Source organism: Kribbella sp. NPDC055071, assembly GCF_053608045.1.
This window is the reverse complement of sequence record NZ_JBSGUS010000011.1, coordinates 26,666-44,778: the sequence shown is the minus strand read 5'-3', so window position 1 is coordinate 44,778 and position 18,113 is coordinate 26,666. Positions and strand designations below refer to the sequence as shown.

Sequence of the window (18,113 nt, the reverse complement as noted above, 5' to 3'; positions counted from 1 at the left end):
TTGCGACTCGCCGGTAGCTGCGTGTCGTGCTGGCTTTTTCCTTCAACCCCTGACAATAGCGCCGCTTGGTCAGGTTAGGCTTACCTACCTTAGACCGTTTCGCTCCTCGAGAAAGTACCCGCCATGGCCCTGTCCCGTATCCGGTCTCTCGCGAAGGTCGGCGCGACCGTCGCGCTCGTGGCGCTCACGCTCGGCGCGGGCCTCACCGCGTGCGGCTCGAACGACGACACCAAGAACTCCGCCGCGACCAGCAGCGGCGACTCCGCGTTCCCGGTCACGATCGACCATCTCTTCGGCTCGACCACGATCAAGGCCAAGCCACAGCGGATCGTGACGCTCGGCGGTGGCGACATGGAGGCGGCGATCGCGCTCGGCGTGATCCCGGTCGCCGGCGCCGACTGGTTCGGCGACATGCAGACCCGCGGCTGGGTCAAGTCCGAGCTGGGCGACAAGCCGGCCCCGAAGCTGATCTCCGCCGCGGAGCCGAAGTTCGAGGAGATCGCCGCGCTGAACCCGGACCTGATCCTCTACATCAACTCCAAGAACGACAAGAAGGAGTTCGACACGCTCAACGCGATCGCCCCGACGATCGCGGCACCGCCCGGGACGAAGAACGTGTACGGCGCGTCCTGGCAGGACCAGGTCCGTGAGATCGCCAAGGCGACCGGGACGACGGCCGAGGGCGACAAGGTCGTCCAGTCCACCGAGGCTCTGGTCAGCGACGCCGCGAAGGCGAACCCGGAGTTCGCCGGCAAGACCATCACGGCCGGCGTCTACTCGGTCGACAGCCTGAACGCATGGCTCCCGTCCGACCCACGAATGCGGCTGCTGACCTCGCTCGGCTTCAAGACCAACCCAGCGATCGACGCGATGGACAACGGCAGCTTCTTCGTGAAGATCTCGCCGGAGCTGACCGAGAAGCTGAACTCCGACGTGATTTACATGGCCGCCCTGGACAGCGCCGGCACGCTCGATCCGAACGTCGCGAACAACAAGGTCTTCAACTCGCTGCCCGCGGTCAAGGCCGGGCACGTCGCGTACTGGGGTGGCGTACCGGTCATCAACACCCCGACCCCGAGCGGCGAGTTCTCCAGCGCGTTCTCGATCGGTGGTCCGCTCGGGATCAAGTACGTGATCCCGCGCCTGGTCCCACAGTTGAAGGACGCGGTCGCCGGGAAGAGCTAAAGCACCTCGTCCAGCAGCCTGGTGAGATCTGCACCGAACGGGCGGTCGGCGTCGATCGGCGGTACGACGGCGTCGACCGCCCGCATCAGTTCGTGCAGTCCCGCGGGGATCGGTCGTTTGGACAGGGCGAAGGCTTGACGGACCGCGAGGAGTTCGCAGGCCGTCGTCTGCCGGGTCAGCCGGACGGCTTCGGCGAGTACGGCGACCGCCTCCCACGTGAAGGTCTGCACATCCTCCTGGCCGTTGGAGGTCTCCGCCGTACTGGTTGCCGTCGGCAACGTCAGGCGGCGGAACTGGTGCGCGATCGCGACGGCCCGTTTGTGCACGGAGACGAGCCCGGCCTGCGGGCCGGGGTCGTGCGCGAGTTGAGCCGGCAGACCAGTCACGCCCGGGTCGAGCAAGCGGTGCAGTCGCGCGGTCGAGATCTCGGCCGCGTGGGCGAGGGCCGCGGTCAGGTGGTCGCAGTGCGCGGCGAGGTCGATGCCGTGGAAGCCTGCGGTGCCGATGAATTCACCGTCCAGGTACGCCGGTGAGTCCGTCACGCCCACGAACGCCCGCTCAACCGCTGCATCCAGATCGTTGATTGTCCGGCGAACGTGCGCGATCACGTGTCCCGCAACACGGAACGACACCGGCGCCTGCAGTGACCGTGGCTCGGGCTCAGGCCCCGCCAGCGCACGGATCCGGGCGAACTCGGCGGCCAGCAGGTCATCGCCGCGGCCGGCCGGCTGCTGGTACGGCGCACGATTGGCACCGATCACCACGATCGCACCGGCGGCGGTTGCGGTCAGGTGATCCGCGAGCCGCCGCGCACGACGAACCTGCAGAGCCGCTCGACCGGTCGCGCCGGGAATGCCTGCCAGTAAGGCGATCCCTTCCTTCGGGCCGGGATCGAGGGAGGCGAACGCGTGGGCCAACGGGATGATCTCACCGGCCGAACCCGCTCCCTCGAGCGGGATCTTCGGAACCTCGTCGCTGTTGATCAGGGCAACCAATTGCTGGATCAACTCGACCGAGACGCCGGCGTCGCCGGTGAGGAAGGTTTTCAGCCGGCCGATCAGAACCGCCCGCACCTCGTCCGGTGAAAGCCACGGAGGTCCACCGACCGCGCGACCCAGCAGGAGGTTGCGTTGGTGGGCGCGCTGCTCGTCCTCGGTCAGGCGAAGCTTGCTCAAGGCCCCCATTCCGGTGTTCACGCCGTACACGGGTTGGCCTTCGGCGAGGGTCCGCAGCGCCGCGGCCCGGATCGCGGCGAGGCGGTCCAGCAGGGACGGCGCCAGCTCGATGCGCTCGGTGCTCGCTGGATCGAGGTCGTCGGGAGCCTCGATCATCAGTGGAACCGCAGCATCGTGCCGACGTCGGCAGCCTCGGCCTTGCGCAGGATCAGGTGGGCGATCGCGACGTCGAGGAGTGACAGGCCGCGATGCCAGAAGAGGTTGCGTTCGGCATCGTTCTCACGGCCGGGCTTGTGACCCGCGACGATCTCACCGAGTTCGGCATACAGGGTCTGTGGCGACAGCCGCCCGGTGTCCACGTGCCGCCGCAGCGAACCGAACGTCCCGGACCGGGCTTCGCGCCAGTCGTCCACGACCGTCTTGTCGATCACGTCGAGGAGGTCGAGCTCGACCGCGCTGATCGTCCCGTACGGCACGACGAACGCGCCCGGCCGGATCACCGCCGTACGCAGCAGCGGCTCGGGCTCGGTCAGGCGAGTCGCCTCGACGATCACATCGGCACCGTCGAACGCCTCCTCGGCGGTCGCCACCACGCGGACCGGCGTGGACAACTCCTCGGAGAGTTCGGCGGCGAACTTCTCCCGGGATTCGGGCCGCTTCGAGGTGACCCGGATCTCGTCCAGGTCCAAGAGGTCGTCGAGCATGGTCACGTTCCACCACGCCGTACCGCGCGCTCCCGCGTGGGCGAGGATCTTGCTGTCCGGCCGGGCCAGGTACCGGGCGCCGACCGTGGTCATCGCCCCGGTCCGGGCCGCGGTGATCATGGTCGCGTCCAGCACCGCGAGCGGTACGCCGGTGGTCGGGTCGAACAGGGTCGCCATCGCCAGCTCGCTCGGCAGGCCCTTCTGGTAGTTCGGGACGAAGTCGCCGACCACCTTGACCCCGCTGATCCCGTGCTCGCCGAGGCCGTCGAGGTGACCGCGCAGGACGTTGAAGTGGCCGATCCCGCCGTTGTCCGGCATCAGGTGCACCCGCGGCTCGAAGGCCGTCCGTCCTTCGCCGTGCTCGCGGACCGCCGCCTCGACCGCGTCCACGATCTCCAGCCGGGTCAACCCCAGCGAGTCGATCTCCGGGCCGCTCAAGAACCGCAACCAGATCCCGTCAACCACTCCGTCACCTTCCGTCGGCACCGCGGTCCTGATTCGATACTAAAGTTCGCACAAGCCCCGTTACGTTCGAGGTATGGAGCGGACTACTCAAGCCCAGGACCGGACAGTGATCGGGCACTCGACCACGGACAAGGTTGTGCTGTTCGGCGGGCTGCCGCTGCTCGGGCTCGTGATCGGGTTCCTGCTGCCGATCATCGCGGACTGGGGCGCGCGGCAGCGGTGGGTGCCGTTCCAGAAGCCGCTCGAGCTGATCGCCCGCTGGGACAGCTGGGTGGTGGTCGGCGTCGGAGTCGTCCTCGGACTGGCGGCCGGCGTACTGCTCGCGGCGATCGCGCTCGAGGAGACGCTCAAGGTCACCGTCACCAACCAGTCGGTCGAGTTCCTGAAGAACCAGAAGACGCTGACCGTGCCGCGGGAGAAGGTCTCGGTCGCGTTCCTGGACGGCAAGGAGATCGTGCTGCAGGACGCGACGTCGCGCGAGTTGGCCCGGGAGAAGCACGACCAGCTCAAGTCCGACGCCAAGCAGATCCCGGTCGCCTTCCGCGCCCACGGATACCCGTGGTCGGACGCCGGTGACCCGTACGAGTCGCGTTTCCGCCGCTGGGTCGAGGACGAACCAGATCTGCCGCCTGCGGTGAACGCCGTACTGAAGGTGCGGTCGCATGCGTTCGATCAAGGCGACAAGGGCAAGGCCGACCTCCGCGAATTCCGCGACGAGGTGGCCAAGCTGGGTTACACCGTCAAGGACAAGGACAAGCGGCAGTACTGGCGCCCGACGTCCGGCGGGGCCTAGGCGCCGAGGACGTGGATGACGGCGGCGGCGTAGGCCTGTTCGGCGTCGTCGGCAGGGTGGGTCGAGTCCGTGAGGTTGACGCGGTAGCCGCCCGGGACGGCCTCGAGCGAGACGAACCGGTCACCCAGGATCGCGCGCAATTGCTCTTCCCGCGGCAGCCAGATCACCTCACGCTGCTCGATGCTGTCCAGCGCCCACTCGGTGGTCCCGTTGAACCCGATCACCTTGCTGCCCTGGTAGTCGTGCACCTCGACGGTCATGTCACTCACCACGAACACGTCGTCATCCATGTCCCGCCCCGGCACCACAAACCGATCCCCCGCCGCGGGCACCCACAACACCCCAGCCTTCCGCAGCCGCCCAGCCTGCTCGATCGTAATCACCCTCCCATCCTCCCCACCCCACCCAAACCCCGCACCCCCACGCGAGCCACCCAACCTCAGCCGATGGACGGATCGGCTCTTCGGAGTGTCAGCGGTGGAGAGCTGTGCGGAGTTCTTCGGCTCGGTGGGCTATGCGGTTGCGGCATTCGGTGGTGAGCGGGAGGTCCAGGAGGGCGGTTGCTTGGAGGTGGGTGAGGGTGAAGGTTGTGCGGAGGCGGCGTACGGCGATGGCGCGGTCGGGGGAGGTGCGTAGGACCTCGGCCACCTCGGAACGGCGTTCGAAGGCGGCGAGGACGCCGTCGTAGATCTCGAGTTGGGTGTACGCGGATCGATCCGGCTCCGGCACGGTTGCCTCCGGTCCCTTCTCACTGGCCCGGATCACCTGCCGCCACAGGGCGGGGACGGCGAGCCGGGCGCGGGTGTAGCGCCGCGGCAGGGGGTGCGCGTAGGTCATGGTCATATCGTCGGCTCCTGTCGGTGTCGGATCAGTCGGCCCTGGCCGTCGGCCCGGTCAGTTGGTCCAGTCGGCTTTGTTAGTCGGACTTGGCTACGGCGTGGGGTTCACGGGGTGGGCACTTGGTGCCGGGCGCGGTCAGCGCCTCGAAGTGCCAGGGTTCGTTGTCGTAGCGGCGGCACACGCCGTACCGCCAGCCGTTCTGGTTCAGCCAGGTCCAGGCGGCCGCCGGCTTGATGTCCACGGCCTTGCCCTGCACGTGTGCGGAGTCCTTCGGCGGCAGCACCCAGTGGGTCGCCGCCTGGTAGGAGCCGTACTTCTTGATCGCCTCGTTCAGTAGCTGCTGCTGCTTGGCCGCGCTCCGGCGGCCGGAGTTGATCTTGATCGTGACGCCGTCGGCCCGCGCGGCAGTCATCGCCTTCTTCAGCCGCGACCTCAGCTTCGGCGACAACCCTTCGATGCTCTCTTCGGAGACCGCCGTAGAGCTCTTGGTCGGCTTCGGCGTGGATGTCTTGGTCGGGTGCGGCGACGGCCGGGACGGTGTGATGCTCGCCTTGGTCGTTGCCGGCTTCGGCGGCGCGCCGATGGCCGGCGCGCTGACGCTCGACACCACCGGCTCCTTGTCCGCGGACAGACCGAACATGTCTCCGAGCTGCGCGTGCCAGATCAGCAGCGAACCGACGACCAGCCCCACCCCGACCACTCCGATCACGGACAGCAGCCGTGTCGGCACCGCGCTGTTGCGGCGCGGCGGTAGGTCCTCACTCATGGGGTACAGCCTCTCGGATCGGTCGCACTGCCACATCAGTCCCAGGGACCGTCCTTTGTGCACCACCTGTAGCCCCTGAGTACGAGTTCGGACGCTGAGCCTCCTCCAAAAGTTGGAGAGGCTGCCCCTCCGAGCAGATGAAGCTTCGAAGAACACGGCCTGACTACGCTGGGCGACGTGATGCGAATCTGGCGCCGGTTGTCGCAGTACCAGCAGGACCTCCTGCTGGCTGCGCTCATCGGGCTGGTCTGGTTCGCGGCGCTGAACCTCATCAACGGCAGCACCCTGCGTCCGAAGAACCCGGCGGTCTCGGTCGTGACCGGCGTCTTCCTGGTCGCCACGGTCGCGTTCGTACGCCGGATTCCGCGCACGATGCTCGTGGTCGTCTCGGTGCTCTACCCGTTCCTGTACGCCGCGGTCGGCACCGGCCTGGCCGCCCAGATCGGCCTCACGATCTTCGGCCAGCCCGAGATCAGCAACGCCGCGCTCCAGTCCGAGATCCACCTGGTCCCGCTGCTGGTGGTGGGATACCTGGCCGCGTCGAGCGGCGTACGGCGCTTCACCTGTCTGTTCTTCACGATGGGCAGCCTGGCCGGCCTGATGATCGGCCTGCCGACCGTGGTCGCCATCGTCCTCGGCCACGCCAACCGCGCGATCCTGTACGGCGACCGCTACCAAAAGCTCCCCCGGAGCCTGCCAAGCCTGTACAGCTACATCGATGTCTCACTCTTCGTGTTCGCCGAGGCGCTGATCTGCGGCATGGTGCTCCTCGGGGCGGACTCGCGGCGCCGGCGCAAGAGCGTGGCCCTGTTGGAGCAGCGCAACGCCGAGCTCGTCCGGCTCCGCGCGGTCGAGGCCGAGCGGGCGGCGGTCGCGGAGCGGACCCGGATCGCCCGCGATCTGCACGACGTGATCTCGCACCACGTCAGCGCGGTGGTGATCCGGGCACAAGCCGCTGACCGGGTGGCGGACCAGAGACCCGAGGTGTTGCGGGAAGCGATCCGCTGGATCATTGCCAGCGGCAAGGAAGCGCTCACCGCGATGCGGGAGACGGTCCGGGTACTCAACACGGCCTCGCCGAATGCCGTGGCGGGTTCGGGTGGCGGGACCGCGCCGGTGCCCGATCTGTCCGACGTCGCGCGGATGGGCGAGCGGCTGAAGGCGGTCGGAATCGACGTGACGATGAGCCTCCCGCCGCGGCAGCGACAGCTGACCTCCGCCGCTGATCTGACCGCCGTCCGGATCATCCAGGAGGCGCTCACCAACGTGATGGTCCACGCCAAGGCCAGCGCGGCGCGGGTCACCTGGCAGAGTGGTCCGCAGGGCGAGCTGCTGACGATCGACGACAACGGCAGCGGCGGACCACCGCCGGTGAACGTGCTGGAGACCGCGCGGCGGAGCGAAAGCGGCCGCGGCAACGGGCTGATCGGGATGCGGGAACGGGCCACAGCGGTCGGCGGCACCCTCGCCGTCGCGGCCGGCCCCTTGGGTGGATGGAGAGTGCAGGCATGGCTGCCGCCGCAGAACTGAACGAGCAGATCCGGATCCTCGTGGCCGACGACCAGGGCGTGATCCGGATGGGCCTGGCGATGATCCTCGACCACGAGCCCGACCTGACCACGGTTGCCCAGGCCGGGGACGGCGAGGAGGCGCTCCGGCTGATCGATCAGTACGACCCGGACGTGGTCCTGATGGACATCCGGATGCCGGTGATGGACGGCCTGGTCGCGACCGAACGGATCACCTCGGCGAACAAGGCGGCCGGCCGGTCGCGTCCCGCCGTACTGGTGCTGACGACGTTCGACGACGAGGCGTATGTGCTGAGCGCGGTCCGGGCCGGGGCGTCCGGGTTCCTGCTCAAGGACACCGATCCGGACCTGCTGGTCTCCGCCGTACGCGCGGTCTATCGCGGCGACTCGCTGGTCGACCCGGCGTCCACACGCGTGCTGCTGGAGCGGTGCATGGAGCTCGAACGCCAAGTCGGCGGTACGGCGGAAGCCGCGCCGGCCCAGCCGGATCCGCGCTGGGCCGGGGCGCTGGCCCAGTTGAGCGAGCGGGAGCGGGAGATCCTGGTCTGGATGGCGCGTGGTCTGTCGAACCGCGACCTGGCGACCAAGTTGTTCGTCAGCGAGACCACGGTGAAGACCCACGTGAGCTCGGTGCTGTCGAAGCTGGGGCTGTCGAGCCGGGTGCAGGCGGTCGTCGTCGCCTACGAGGCCGGTGTGGTCCGGCCCGGCGAAGCCGACGTCCGCTGGGACGCCTAGCGCTTACAGGTACAACCAGAGACCCACCGCGACGGCGACGAGCAGGATCACAACGGTCAGGGCTTGGCTGCGGAACGACGCCTTCCGGCGGCTGGGTAGGAAATCTCCGGTCATACCGTCAAGCATGCTTCGCGAAACGTCCCCACCCATCGGCCCTCGGGAGGGTTCTCCCGCGCCTTTCGTAGCCCCTGGGTCCGACCCACCTCCTCCCTCAGGAGGAGGCGGTTGCCCCCGGCCCCGATCCGGTATGCGGCGTCAGGCGTCCTCGCCGAAGTAGGCCTTGCGGACCTTCTTCGGGACGCACATCGACCAGGCGTCGAGGATCAGTTCGCGGAGTTCGTCGTACTCGAGCGCGGCCAGCCGGACCTGGATCCAGCGGAAGCGCTCGTCGGACGGTCGCGGCCGGAAGAACTTCTCCGGCTCGGCCGCCAGCGCGGCCTCCCGTTCCTCGATCGGAAAGCCGATGCCGATCGTCTCCTCGTCCGGCGCCACGGCCAGGTAGACGATCTGCCCGACCCGGAACTTGATCCGGTCCCGCACCAGCACCTCGTAGCTGCGCGGCAGGTCCGCCGTGACAGCCCGGATATCCGTGAGATCGACCACGCTCCAACGATAAACACCTATCACTGACACCTGTTGTCAGCATTCACGCCGGTACCGTGGTCGGATGCCTGATGTCGTGAGCGCTGTCGAAGGGGCTGAGGTGGTATTCCGCCTTGGTGACGCTTCGCATGCGTTCAGCGGCGTTCGGTTGTGGGAGGAGCTCGGATTGCCGGCCGAGGCGCTCGAGTTCAAGCCGGTCGAGTACGGCTGGGAGCTGCGGCTGCCGCGGCCGTCGGTGCACCGGATGGAGTACCTGTTCGACGTCGCCGACCTCGGGATGCGGACCGACCCCACCAACCCACGCGTCGTCGGAGGCGCCTTCGGCGACCACTCGTGGCTGCCGCTGCCCGGGTACGTCGAGCCTGCGTGGATCGCTGTGCCGCCGATCCAGTCGACCCTGACTCCGCTGATCGTGGACTCCCCGGTCGGCGCGGTCGACGGACAAGTCTGGGCGCCGGAAGGGATCGCGCCGAGCTTCGAACTGCCCCTGCTGCTCGCTCACGACGGTCCCGAGTTCGCCGCGTACGCCGGTCTGATCCACTACGCCGGTGCGATGATCGCCGACGGCACGCTGCCGCCGTTCCGGCTCGCGCTGATCCGGCCTACCAGCCGCAACCTCTGGTACGCCGCGAACCCCGACTACGCCGAGGCCCTGACGCAGCACGTGCTGCCTGCGGTCCAGACGGCGTACAGGAGCCGCAAGCCTGTGCTCATGGGCGCGAGCCTCGGTGCGCTCGCGGCCCTGTACGCCGAGTGGCACTATCCGGGCACGTTCGACGGGCTGTTCCTGCAGTCGGGGTCGTTCTTCACGCCGGAGACCGACCCGCAGGAGTCCCGGTTCGAGTACTACGCCGAGGTCACCGGCTTCGTCCGGCAGGTGCTGACGGCAACCACAGCGCCGAGTTTGCCGTTCATCGGCATGACCGCCGGGACGACCGAGGAGAACGTGCACAACAACCGGGTGATGGCCGCGCATCTGGCCGAGCTCGGTCTCGACGTACGGTTCGACGAAACGCCGGACATGCACAACTTCACAGCATGGCGTGATGTGCTGGATCCTGACCTGACGGATCTACTACGGCGGACCTGGGGTGGGGCTGATGGAACGGGAACAGGCCGAGTTGGAGGCGCCGGGGCTTGATCGCCCCGGGACCGTGATCCGCTACGGGCACTACGGCCGCCCGGTGCTGGTCTTCCCCAGTGAGCAGGGCCGCGCCTGGGACTACGAGAACAACGGCATGGTCGACGCGGTCGCTTCGCTGATCGACGCCGGGCGGGTCAAGTTGTACTGCGTGGACTCGTTCGATCACGTCAGTTGGTCGGACCGGAGCATTCCGCTCGAGGAGCGCGCCCGGCGGCACGGGCGCTACGAGTCGTGGATCCTCGACCAGGTGGCCCCGACCATCGGCGCGGACTCTCCTGGCGCCGCCGACATCATCACGACCGGGTGCAGTCTGGGTGCGTTCCATGCGCTGAACTTCGCATTCAAACGCGCCGATCTGTTTCCGGTCGCGATCTGCCAGTCCGGCAATTACGACGCCTCGAGTTGGCACGCGTGGGGTGAGCGCGGGGATTCGACGTACTTCAGCAATCCGATGGACTACCTGCCGAATCTCTCCGGTGATCACCTGGAATGGTTGCGGCAACGGCTGTTCCTCGTGCTCACGGTCGGCCAGGGCGACTGGGAAACCCACCCGACCGGCTCGCTGCCGTCCGCGCTCGCGACCGATGCTGTGCTGACCGCCAAGGGGATCCCGCACGAGCTGGACCTCTGGGGGTACGACGTCGCCCACGACTGGCCCTGGTGGCGCAAACAAATAGCCCACCACCTACCCCGATTCGTCTGACCCACCCGCTCCCTACCGCTTTATCTTTCCTTCCCTGTCCTCCATCTTTTCTTCCTTCCCTGTCCCAAGCCCCGCCGACCTTAGGAGTATTCGTGGCTGACCGCTCTCGCCATTTGATCGGGTTGTTGCTCGGGGCCGAGGAAGACTGGCCGCAGGCGTTCGAGGCGCTGCTGCGCCAGGTCGGGCCGGTGTCGGTCGACGGGCACGACCACGAGTTCGAGTCCCAGCGACTGACCATCGAGCCGTTCGACCTCAACGATCCGGTCCGGGTCGAGCTGGTGATCGACCGGCTCGCGTACTGGTACTACCACCCGCGCGAGTGGCTCAAGAAGGCCGCGCTGATGGACGGCACCTACCTGCTGAACTCCCCGTTCACCTTCCAGGCGATGGAGAAGCACTCGGCGTACTGCGCGATGCTCCGGCTCGGCCTGAAGATCCCGCGGACCGTGCTGGTCCCGTACAAGAACCCGGTCGACAACGTCCGCTGGGCCTACACCTCGTCGAAGTACAACAAGCCCTTCGACCTGGACGCGATCGCGGCCGACCTCGGCTACCCGATGTACATGAAGCCGTTCGACGGCGGCGGCTGGCGCGGAGTCTCCCGGATCAACAACCAGGACGACCTGCACAAGGCGTACGACGAGTCCGGCGAGATGCTGATGCACCTGCAGGCGACCGTCGAGTACGACAAGTTCGCCCGGGCGCTCTCGATCGGCGCCGAGACGATGGTGATGGACTTCCGCCCCGACGAGCCGATGCACAACCGGTACGCCGTCTCCTACGACTTCCTCAGCCCGTCGGCCGGCCACCAGGCGGTCGCGATCAGCCGGATCGTCAACGCGTTCTTCGGCTGGGAGTTCAACTCCTGCGAGATGCTGGTCAAGGGCGACTCAGTGCACCCGATCGACTACGCGAACGCCTGCCCGGACGTCGCGGTGACCTCGCTGCACTACTACTTCCCGTGGGCGATCAGCGCACTGGTCAAGTGGTCGGTGTTCTCGCTCGCGACCGGCCGGCGTACCAAGGTCGATCTGCACACCGAGCGGTACTTCGCGATCGCCGACGACGAGTCCCTCGACGACGACGCCAAACTCGAGGCGTACCTCGCGCTGGCCGACGAGCACTTCGAGACCGCGAAGTATCACGAGTGGTGCGCCGAGAACCTGGGCGACTTCGACGCGCGCGTCCGCGACTGGGTCGCCGGCCCGGACTTCGACCGGTTGGTCCGGGAGACCGTAGCCGGCACGTATCCCGTGCACGAGCAGGACCAGTTCCTTGCCCATTTCAAAGGCCTCACGAACCTCTGGCTTGCGGATCAGGCAAGCTAGGCAGCGTGCGCGACGCAGACGTTCCGGAATGGTGGCAGCGGCTCGGGCTGGACGGGCTCGTGGATATCCATGTGCATTTCTTGCCCGACCAAGTGATGAATGCGGTCTGGTCGTATTTCGATCAGGCCGTGGAGCATTACGGGACACCATGGCCGATCACCTATCGGACGTCGGTCGAGCAACGGCTCAAAACCCTTGAATCATTGGGCGTTCGGGCCTTTCCGGCGCTCGTCTATCCACACAAGCCAGGAATGGCGGCCTGGCTCAACGGCTGGGCTCGCGACTTCGCCGCGTCGACGCCCGGGTGTGTGCCGAGCGGGACGTTCTTCCCCGAGCCCGGCGCGGCCGACTACGTGCGCGAGGCCCTCGAGCTCGGCACCCGCATCTTCAAGGTCCACGTCCAGGTGGGTGGCTACGATCCGCGCACCGACGAGCTCGACGACGTCTGGGGTCAGTTGGCCGAGGCCGGCGTACCCGTCGTCGTGCACTGCGGATCCGGGCCGATCCCCGGCAACCACACCGGCCCCGGTCCCTTCGGTGAGGTACTGCGGAAGCACCCACAGCTGACCGCGGTCATCGCGCACCTCGGGATGCCGGAGTACGCCGAGCACCTGGCGCTCACGTCGTACCCGAATGTCCATCTGGACACCACGATGGCCTTGACGCCGTTCACCGAGTCGCTGATGCCGTTCCCGCGCGACCTGATCCCGCGGCTGGGCCAGTTGCAGGACCGCATCGTGCTCGGGTCCGACTTCCCCAACATTCCGTACGAGTACGCCGTCCAACTCTCGTCCCTGGAATCCCTCGACCTCGGCGCCGACTGGCTACGCGCCGTATGCCGGATCAACGGCGCCCGCCTGCTGGGTGTGTAGGGCCTAGCGGCCCGTACCGCGGTCGGGACGCTTGCGATCCGGCCGATGCGGCCCGCGAGACTGATCCGGCCGCTGCGGCTGGGTCGGGACCCGGATCGCCTTGCTGTTGAAGGAGACCGAGGGCTCAGCACCCGCACCTTCGGCGATCGCGTCCAGCCCGTCGCCTACTCGGCGGTGGACACCGTCGACCATGAACTTCGCCTCCTTGACCGACGTGTCCGCGTCCCGCACATCGCCGCCACCCCAGGGGTCGGTCGCGGCGAACAGCGGCTCGGAGACACACATGTCGCGCCCCAGCCGGGCCTGATGGTTGGCAACCCACCACTGAATCGCAGTCAGGTTCGCGAGGTCGTGGGTCTTCGTCCCGTCGACCATTTCGATCGGCTGTCCTGGTCGGGCATCGAGTGTCGCCCAGTCCTCGATCTTCCCGTCCTTGACCACCGCGATCGTCGCCCGGTGCGGATCGTCCTCCTCCTCGCCCAGAGCCGGCGGGCCGCCCGTCACGCCGTTCTCCAACGGGCTCCCTACCGCCTGGAAGACGTAAGCAAGCCGAGCCCGGTCGTCCGGATCCGCATGGGAGAGTACGGCGAGTTGCGCGCCGGAGTCCTGGAAGCCGCGCAACCCGGCGGCCAGGTTGTCGAGATCCACCGGCCGAAGCCCTGTATTGAGCGCATCCGCGGTGTCGACCAGCTCCTCGGCCGTCGCGCCGCTCAGCTCGACGTTCGTCAGCCACTCCGCATCGAGCGCCGACGCACCCCCGACCCTCGCGCCCGCTTGCTGGTAGAGCTCGGCGATCTCCGTCGCAGCGAAGCCACCGACCGGGTGACCGTCACTGGACCGGAAGGGACCGTCGACAATTACGGCTGTGACCGCATCGGACCCGATACCGGCTTGGCTGCCGGCGGCACCGAGCTCGATCCGCGGGCCGGAGCTGCGGTAGCCGACGGCGGCGAGCGGCTCGCCGTCGGGCGAGATCGCCACGGCGACCGTCGTACCGTGCGGGTACTGCCCTTCAAGGGGCTTCCCGGTGAGAACGTCGATGCTGGGCTCGGGGTTGAGGGCCTGCCACATACCTGTCAGTTGCGGATCGACCTCACCGCTCAGGCGCTCCAGCTCGACCAGGTCCCCGACCCGGCTCCGCAGCGTCTCGAACCGTGGGTCGTCCGGGGTGAGCCGAAGGACGTCACCGCCGGAATCACGGAAGCGCCCGACCGCCTCGGCCACGTCGTCAACTCCGGCACCCGCCGTACCGGCGTCCTCCCAGCCGGAGCTGGGCAGGTCGGCCAGTCGATCGCCGACCACCGTGCGGAGGTTGTGCATGATGGTCTGAATCCTCGGCCCGGAGTAGGTGGTCACGGTTTGATGCTCGGGCTCTCCCGCGCTGCGGTGCTCCAGACCCACGCCGAGCCGGGCCGCCTCCCGGTATCCCATCAGCGTCAGCAGTGTGTTCGCGCCCGGCGTCCCCTCGACAACGCCCTGCAGCACCACCCGGCCGTCGGACGCCCGTTGCAGAGTGGCTGTCGACCGCGTGACGCCGTTCGTGTCGAGGACGAACATCCACCGCGCGCCGCGGGCCTCTTCACCGTCGTCCGGAGCGGCCCCCTCCAGCTCGTCGGACAGAACGCTGACGGTCACGCCGTTGTCGAGCTGCCGTCGCGCCGCTCTCGCCCAGAGACGGTTCTCAGCCAGATCGTCCGTCCACGTCCGGAGACTCTGGAAAGCCGTGCTCGCCGGCACCTGGCTCGACGCCGTATTCGCGAGAGCCTTGACCTCGGGCGCGGTCCAGGTCACCTCGCGCCCGCCGACCGCCGAACCCGGATCGCGCCAGGTGTTCGACGCCACGGAGTCGATCACGGCGCGCTCGTCGCGGGCGGCAATGCTGTTCACGGCGTACCAGACCGCGGCGTCGAGCTCCTCGGGCGTCGGGATGCCGTCTGTCCGCCGGCCGCCGAGCTGAGGCCGCATCGTCAGCATGTAGGCAAGCCCTTCACGACCGTGGAACGTCGCGGCCGGCGCGGGCACCTCGACGCCGAACGAGGGATGGGTCGAGCCGGCACCGACGATCTTCAGCTCGTTGCCGCTGCGCTCGAACGCGGCGACGGCGAACATCCGGCTCTCCCCGAGCGTCGCGACCACGACGTGCTCGGCGCTCCCCTCGAAGGCTTGCTTCGCCGCCTGCCGGGCTTGGAGGACCGGGCTGCGGTCCTTGTTTCCGGGGGCGACATGGTTCAGGAGCTCGAAGGTGGTGTCGGTCTCGGCGAACTGCTCTCCGGCCCAGGTGGCGTATCGCTGCCATGCCTCCGAATCGCGAGCCACGACGTGGACGACGGCGTCCGGATGTTGCGCGAACGCCGTCACCGCGGCGGCCAGCCGACCGGCTTCGGCCTCCCGATCCCGTCCGTCAGCCATTAGCCAGCCCTTCCTCACGACGCGCCGTACGCGGACATCCTGGCGCAGGGCTGGGTCACGGCGTGCTGTCTCAGGGACCCGGCGAGACGATCATCGCCAGCGAGCCTTCGAAGTGGGACTGGCTGCGTAGGTGCCCGTACTTCTTGTCCCAGGTGCCGTCGGCCAGGTCACTGCCGAGCTGGCGCTCGAAGCGTTCGTGGACCTCGGGACCGACGAAGCTCCAGGCCGAGTTCGCCTTGCGCGCGCCGGGGTCGAGGAGTCGTTCGGGGCGACCGTAGTACGCCTCGCCGAAGCCGTCGCTGCAGTTGAGCGGGATCGGCAGCAGCGTGACCTCACCGCCGCCGAGACCTGCGGCGATCGCGTCCACCGGCGGGTAGCGGCGGGCCTCGGTCTCGATCACCTCGGGCGCGTACTCGTACAGCCAGAAGCGCTGCAGGAGGGCGGGATCGCCGGTCAAGACCACGACGGGTCCCGTCGTCACCCGTCGTACCTCGGCAAGGCCCTTCGTCAGATCACTCCATTGGTGCACGGTGAAACTGGCCATGGCCGCGTCAAACGCCTTGTCGAAGAACGGCAGGTTCTCGGCCGTCGCGTCGATCGCCTCCACCAGACCCTTGGGCCGCTGCGCCCGCATCTGCGCCGACGGCTCGACCGCCGCCACCTCGAGATCCAGCGGCTCGTACGACCCCGCGCCGGCGCCGACGTTCAGCAGGGTCCGCGCGTCGCCTATCGCTGCGTGCACAGCTGCGGCGATCTCGGGCTCGGGTTGGCGGTAGTTCGTGTAGCCGTCGCCGATCCGCCCGTAATCGGCGTCCCCCGCACTGCCGTCCGACGATCGCCCTGACACCTGGGTACTCATGTCACTCCTCCTTGAGTAAGTTCCTAATAGGAACTCTAAGGCAAGACCAGCCCACCCACTGGACCACCAACCACCCGATACCAACCCATCCCGCCCACTCGGGATCGGATCCCCTGCAGGTCATCACCTGGTTCGGCGGCGGCGGGGGCGGGTGAGGACGTAGGCGGTGGGGGTGGCGCCGTTGTAGGCGAGGAGGCGGTGACGGACGAGTTTGAGGTTTGGCTGGTGGTCGATTGCCTGGCGGAGGAGGCGTTTGTCTTCGGTGAGGAGGACGGCTCGACCGTCCGGCGTGAGGACGCGGCTGAGCTCGGACAGGACCGCTGGATAGAGGGTCCGGTTGGCGTGATGACTGCCTACCTGCTTGCCGAACGGGAGGTTGGTGATGACGCGATCCACACTGCCGGCCGGAAGCGGGAGTCGTTCCGCCTTGGCCTGCGTTAGATCCGTGACACCGTTTCTGCGAGCCACCGCGATGGCGTGCGGATCGTGGTCTGCGCCGATGACCCGGGCGGACGGCTCGCGTCGACGTACGGCGCGAAGGATCGTCCCCGTCCCGCAGAACGGATCGACCACGCGGTCCTTCGGCCCGACCTTGGCGAGCCGGACGAGGACCTCGGCGACGAGCAGGTTGGTTGACCACGGCAACCGTTCGAGCGCACCGAAGCGTCGCGCCCAGGACAGGGGACCGAGCTCGGCACACCAACCGTCGTCGGTCTGGGTGAGGTTCACATCCCAAGCCCCTGGTCGATTCACCCACCCGAGGCGGTGTTCGACCGCGGCGATCAGCCGCTGCCGAACGTCCGGATCACGAACGCCGACCCGGAATCCGATCCCCGACCCCAGGCCCGTGAGCACCTCGAGATCTCTGCCGGGTAACGGGATCGCGGCTGTCGAGTACAAGGCGCAGGCGGCAAGCCCACCGAGCCGCCCGTCCACGACACACTCCACCGCGACCGCGGACACCTGCCGGATCGACCGGATGGAAGGTAAAGCTCGAAGCTCCTCGACGAGGAGATCTGCCGCGCCGTCCAGCGTACGCAGGACAAGACGACCGGAAACAGCAAACACGATGAGGCCCCTGAAGAGTCGCGATCGACAACTGGGTCGAAGCGCGGCACGCACAGCCCGCGGACCGGCCTCCCGGCCGAGCCCGCCGCTGAAAAGCGCGCCTTCAGAAACGCATCATCGAGGTGAGCCTAACGGACCGGATCCCCTGTATTCACATGGTTTTCGCGGGTAGAATTCGGAGGTGACGCGCATCTACTCGGTTGATCAGTTGCTCGAGGTTCTGGATCAGGTAGTGGAGGCGAGCGGCCGAGGCGACCGGTCCCATCCCGCCGCCGCCGGATACTGGTCCGAGCTCCTGTCGACCCCAGGCCATCCACTCTCAACCCAGCTTCCGGACGAGCCGTTGGTCGACTGGCAGGACCGCGGTCTCCTCGGGGATCTCGCCGGCGCACGAGTCCTCGACATCGGCTGCGGCGGCGGACGGAACACCCGCTGGCTGGCCGGCCGAGGAGCGGTTGTCGAAGGCATCGATCTGGCCGTCGGCCTGCTCGACGCTGTCCGGCCGACCATGCCGGACACCGTGACACTCACGGCTCTCGACGTACTGCGAGACCCGCTGCCGGTCGGCCCGTTCGACCTCGTCTACGACTCCGGCTGCTTCCACCACCTCGCACCCCACCGCCGGATCACCTACCTCGAACGCGTCCTCCCCGCCGTCCGCCCCGGCGGTCGCTTCGGCATCGTCACGTTCGCCGCCGGACGCGTAGACACCCCACCGGACCGCGAGGTCGTCCTCACCGGCGACACAGCCGGCGGCATGTCGTTCGAGCTGTCCGACCTGGAGAGCATCTTCTCCGCTCTCACTCCGGTCGAGCTCCGCCCGGTCCGCGACGACCGCGCCGACACCTTCGCCCCGGACTTCCTCAACGCCGCCCTCTTCACCCGCTGATCCCCGTTCTCCAGGCCATCACAATCACCCACGTCGCCCGACCCCC

At 68.0% G+C, this 18,113-nt stretch carries 18 protein-coding genes; 9 read left to right on the top strand and 9 right to left on the bottom strand.

What is annotated here, in order from left to right; genetic code table 11:
• The first annotated feature begins 123 nt into the window (after positions 1-123).
• The gene (locus ACWF4Z_RS19320; RefSeq protein ID WP_452244447.1) at positions 124-1,185 is read left to right on the top strand and encodes an iron-siderophore ABC transporter substrate-binding protein; all 1,062 of its coding nucleotides are present in this window, start codon (positions 124-126) and stop codon (positions 1,183-1,185) included.
• Here the strand turns inward: ACWF4Z_RS19320 and ACWF4Z_RS19315 are convergent.
• Together ACWF4Z_RS19315 and ACWF4Z_RS19310 are read right to left on the bottom strand one after the other, a co-directional pair.
• Positions 1,182-2,516 (bottom strand): aromatic amino acid lyase, encoded by a 1,335-nt coding sequence (locus ACWF4Z_RS19315; protein WP_452244446.1) that lies wholly within the window; start codon positions 2,514-2,516, stop codon positions 1,182-1,184. The two genes, ACWF4Z_RS19320 and ACWF4Z_RS19315, sit on opposite strands and share 4 nt — an antisense overlap.
• Positions 2,516-3,529 (bottom strand): ornithine cyclodeaminase family protein, encoded by a 1,014-nt coding sequence (locus ACWF4Z_RS19310; RefSeq protein WP_452244445.1) that lies wholly within the window; start codon positions 3,527-3,529, stop codon positions 2,516-2,518. Before ACWF4Z_RS19310 ends, ACWF4Z_RS19315 begins: the two co-directional genes overlap by 1 nt.
• Positions 3,530-3,602: 73 nt before the next feature.
• Between ACWF4Z_RS19310 and ACWF4Z_RS19305 the strand changes: the two genes are divergently transcribed.
• Entirely contained in the window at positions 3,603-4,322 is a 720-nt protein-coding gene (locus ACWF4Z_RS19305; RefSeq protein ID WP_452244444.1) for a YqeB family protein, read from the top strand.
• On the opposite strand, the gene ACWF4Z_RS19300 is transcribed toward ACWF4Z_RS19305, so the two are convergent.
• The 3 genes from ACWF4Z_RS19300 to ACWF4Z_RS19290 all read right to left on the bottom strand — a co-directional run bounded on the left by ACWF4Z_RS19300 (position 4,319) and on the right by ACWF4Z_RS19290 (position 5,928).
• On the bottom strand, positions 4,319-4,705 hold the full coding sequence (locus ACWF4Z_RS19300; protein ID WP_452244443.1) for a pilus assembly protein CpaE: 387 nt from the start codon (positions 4,703-4,705) through the stop codon (positions 4,319-4,321). The two genes, ACWF4Z_RS19305 and ACWF4Z_RS19300, sit on opposite strands and share 4 nt — an antisense overlap.
• Before the next feature lie 88 nt (positions 4,706-4,793).
• Complete coding sequence (locus tag ACWF4Z_RS19295) at positions 4,794-5,165, bottom strand: hypothetical protein (RefSeq protein ID WP_452244442.1); 372 nt, start codon at positions 5,163-5,165, stop codon at positions 4,794-4,796.
• 73 nt (positions 5,166-5,238) lie between these two features.
• Positions 5,239-5,928, bottom strand: a complete 690-nt coding sequence (locus tag ACWF4Z_RS19290) for a M15 family metallopeptidase (protein ID WP_452244441.1) — start codon at positions 5,926-5,928, stop codon at positions 5,239-5,241.
• A 180-nt stretch (positions 5,929-6,108) separates the two neighbouring features.
• Here ACWF4Z_RS19290 and ACWF4Z_RS19285 point away from each other — a divergent pair, with 180 nt between their 5' ends.
• Both ACWF4Z_RS19285 and ACWF4Z_RS19280 read left to right on the top strand, forming a co-directional pair.
• A complete protein-coding gene (locus ACWF4Z_RS19285; RefSeq protein ID WP_452244657.1) occupies positions 6,109-7,458 on the top strand; it encodes a sensor histidine kinase in 1,350 nt (449 codons plus the stop codon).
• A complete protein-coding gene (locus tag ACWF4Z_RS19280; RefSeq protein WP_452244656.1) occupies positions 7,455-8,192 on the top strand; it encodes a response regulator in 738 nt (245 codons plus the stop codon). The genes ACWF4Z_RS19285 and ACWF4Z_RS19280 overlap by 4 nt, the downstream gene beginning before the upstream one ends.
• A gap of 255 nt (positions 8,193-8,447) precedes the next feature.
• Here ACWF4Z_RS19280 and ACWF4Z_RS19275 read toward each other — a convergent pair whose 3' ends face one another.
• Entirely contained in the window at positions 8,448-8,795 is a 348-nt protein-coding gene (locus tag ACWF4Z_RS19275; RefSeq protein ID WP_452244440.1) for an MmcQ/YjbR family DNA-binding protein, read from the bottom strand.
• A 64-nt stretch (positions 8,796-8,859) separates the two neighbouring features.
• Between ACWF4Z_RS19275 and ACWF4Z_RS19270 the strand changes: the two genes are divergently transcribed.
• The 4 genes from ACWF4Z_RS19270 to ACWF4Z_RS19255 all read left to right on the top strand — a co-directional run bounded on the left by ACWF4Z_RS19270 (position 8,860) and on the right by ACWF4Z_RS19255 (position 12,842).
• Entirely contained in the window at positions 8,860-9,936 is a 1,077-nt protein-coding gene (locus ACWF4Z_RS19270) for an alpha/beta hydrolase (RefSeq protein ID WP_452244439.1), read from the top strand.
• On the top strand, positions 9,896-10,642 hold the full coding sequence (locus tag ACWF4Z_RS19265) for an esterase family protein (RefSeq protein WP_452244438.1): 747 nt from the start codon (positions 9,896-9,898) through the stop codon (positions 10,640-10,642). The genes ACWF4Z_RS19270 and ACWF4Z_RS19265 overlap by 41 nt, the downstream gene beginning before the upstream one ends.
• Positions 10,643-10,734: 92 nt before the next feature.
• The gene (locus ACWF4Z_RS19260) at positions 10,735-11,970 is read left to right on the top strand and encodes an ATP-grasp domain-containing protein (RefSeq protein ID WP_452244437.1); all 1,236 of its coding nucleotides are present in this window, start codon (positions 10,735-10,737) and stop codon (positions 11,968-11,970) included.
• A gap of 5 nt (positions 11,971-11,975) precedes the next feature.
• Positions 11,976-12,842: an amidohydrolase family protein gene (locus tag ACWF4Z_RS19255; protein WP_452244436.1), complete on the top strand. Its 867-nt coding sequence runs from the start codon at positions 11,976-11,978 to the stop codon at positions 12,840-12,842.
• Between the two features lie 3 nt (positions 12,843-12,845).
• On the opposite strand, the gene ACWF4Z_RS19250 is transcribed toward ACWF4Z_RS19255, so the two are convergent.
• From ACWF4Z_RS19250 to ACWF4Z_RS19240, 3 genes are all read right to left on the bottom strand, one after another.
• The gene (locus tag ACWF4Z_RS19250) at positions 12,846-15,251 is read right to left on the bottom strand and encodes a hypothetical protein (RefSeq protein ID WP_452244435.1); all 2,406 of its coding nucleotides are present in this window, start codon (positions 15,249-15,251) and stop codon (positions 12,846-12,848) included.
• Between the two features lie 70 nt (positions 15,252-15,321).
• Positions 15,322-16,110, bottom strand: a complete 789-nt coding sequence (locus tag ACWF4Z_RS19245) for a class I SAM-dependent methyltransferase (protein WP_452244434.1) — start codon at positions 16,108-16,110, stop codon at positions 15,322-15,324.
• 123 nt (positions 16,111-16,233) lie between these two features.
• Positions 16,234-17,178 (bottom strand): TRM11 family SAM-dependent methyltransferase, encoded by a 945-nt coding sequence (locus ACWF4Z_RS19240; protein ID WP_452244433.1) that lies wholly within the window; start codon positions 17,176-17,178, stop codon positions 16,234-16,236.
• A 181-nt stretch (positions 17,179-17,359) separates the two neighbouring features.
• Between ACWF4Z_RS19240 and ACWF4Z_RS19235 the strand changes: the two genes are divergently transcribed.
• A complete protein-coding gene (locus ACWF4Z_RS19235) occupies positions 17,360-18,067 on the top strand; it encodes a class I SAM-dependent methyltransferase (RefSeq protein ID WP_452244432.1) in 708 nt (235 codons plus the stop codon).
• The last annotated feature ends 46 nt before the right edge of the window (positions 18,068-18,113 follow it).

Coding starts and splice junctions, on each gene's coding strand:
- ACWF4Z_RS19320 (WP_452244447.1), top strand. CDS start 124: ATGGCCCTGTCCCGTATCCGGTCTCTCGCGAAGGTCGGCGCGACCGTC.
- ACWF4Z_RS19315 (WP_452244446.1), bottom strand. CDS start 2,516: ATGATCGAGGCTCCCGACGACCTCGATCCAGCGAGCACCGAGCGCATC.
- ACWF4Z_RS19305 (WP_452244444.1), top strand. CDS start 3,603: ATGGAGCGGACTACTCAAGCCCAGGACCGGACAGTGATCGGGCACTCG.
- ACWF4Z_RS19295 (WP_452244442.1), bottom strand. CDS start 5,165: ATGACCATGACCTACGCGCACCCCCTGCCGCGGCGCTACACCCGCGCC.
- ACWF4Z_RS19290 (WP_452244441.1), bottom strand. CDS start 5,928: ATGAGTGAGGACCTACCGCCGCGCCGCAACAGCGCGGTGCCGACACGG.
- ACWF4Z_RS19285 (WP_452244657.1), top strand. CDS start 6,109: ATGCGAATCTGGCGCCGGTTGTCGCAGTACCAGCAGGACCTCCTGCTG.
- ACWF4Z_RS19270 (WP_452244439.1), top strand. CDS start 8,860: ATGCCTGATGTCGTGAGCGCTGTCGAAGGGGCTGAGGTGGTATTCCGC.
- ACWF4Z_RS19265 (WP_452244438.1), top strand. CDS start 9,896: ATGGAACGGGAACAGGCCGAGTTGGAGGCGCCGGGGCTTGATCGCCCC.
- ACWF4Z_RS19250 (WP_452244435.1), bottom strand. CDS start 15,251: ATGGCTGACGGACGGGATCGGGAGGCCGAAGCCGGTCGGCTGGCCGCC.
- ACWF4Z_RS19245 (WP_452244434.1), bottom strand. CDS start 16,110: ATGAGTACCCAGGTGTCAGGGCGATCGTCGGACGGCAGTGCGGGGGAC.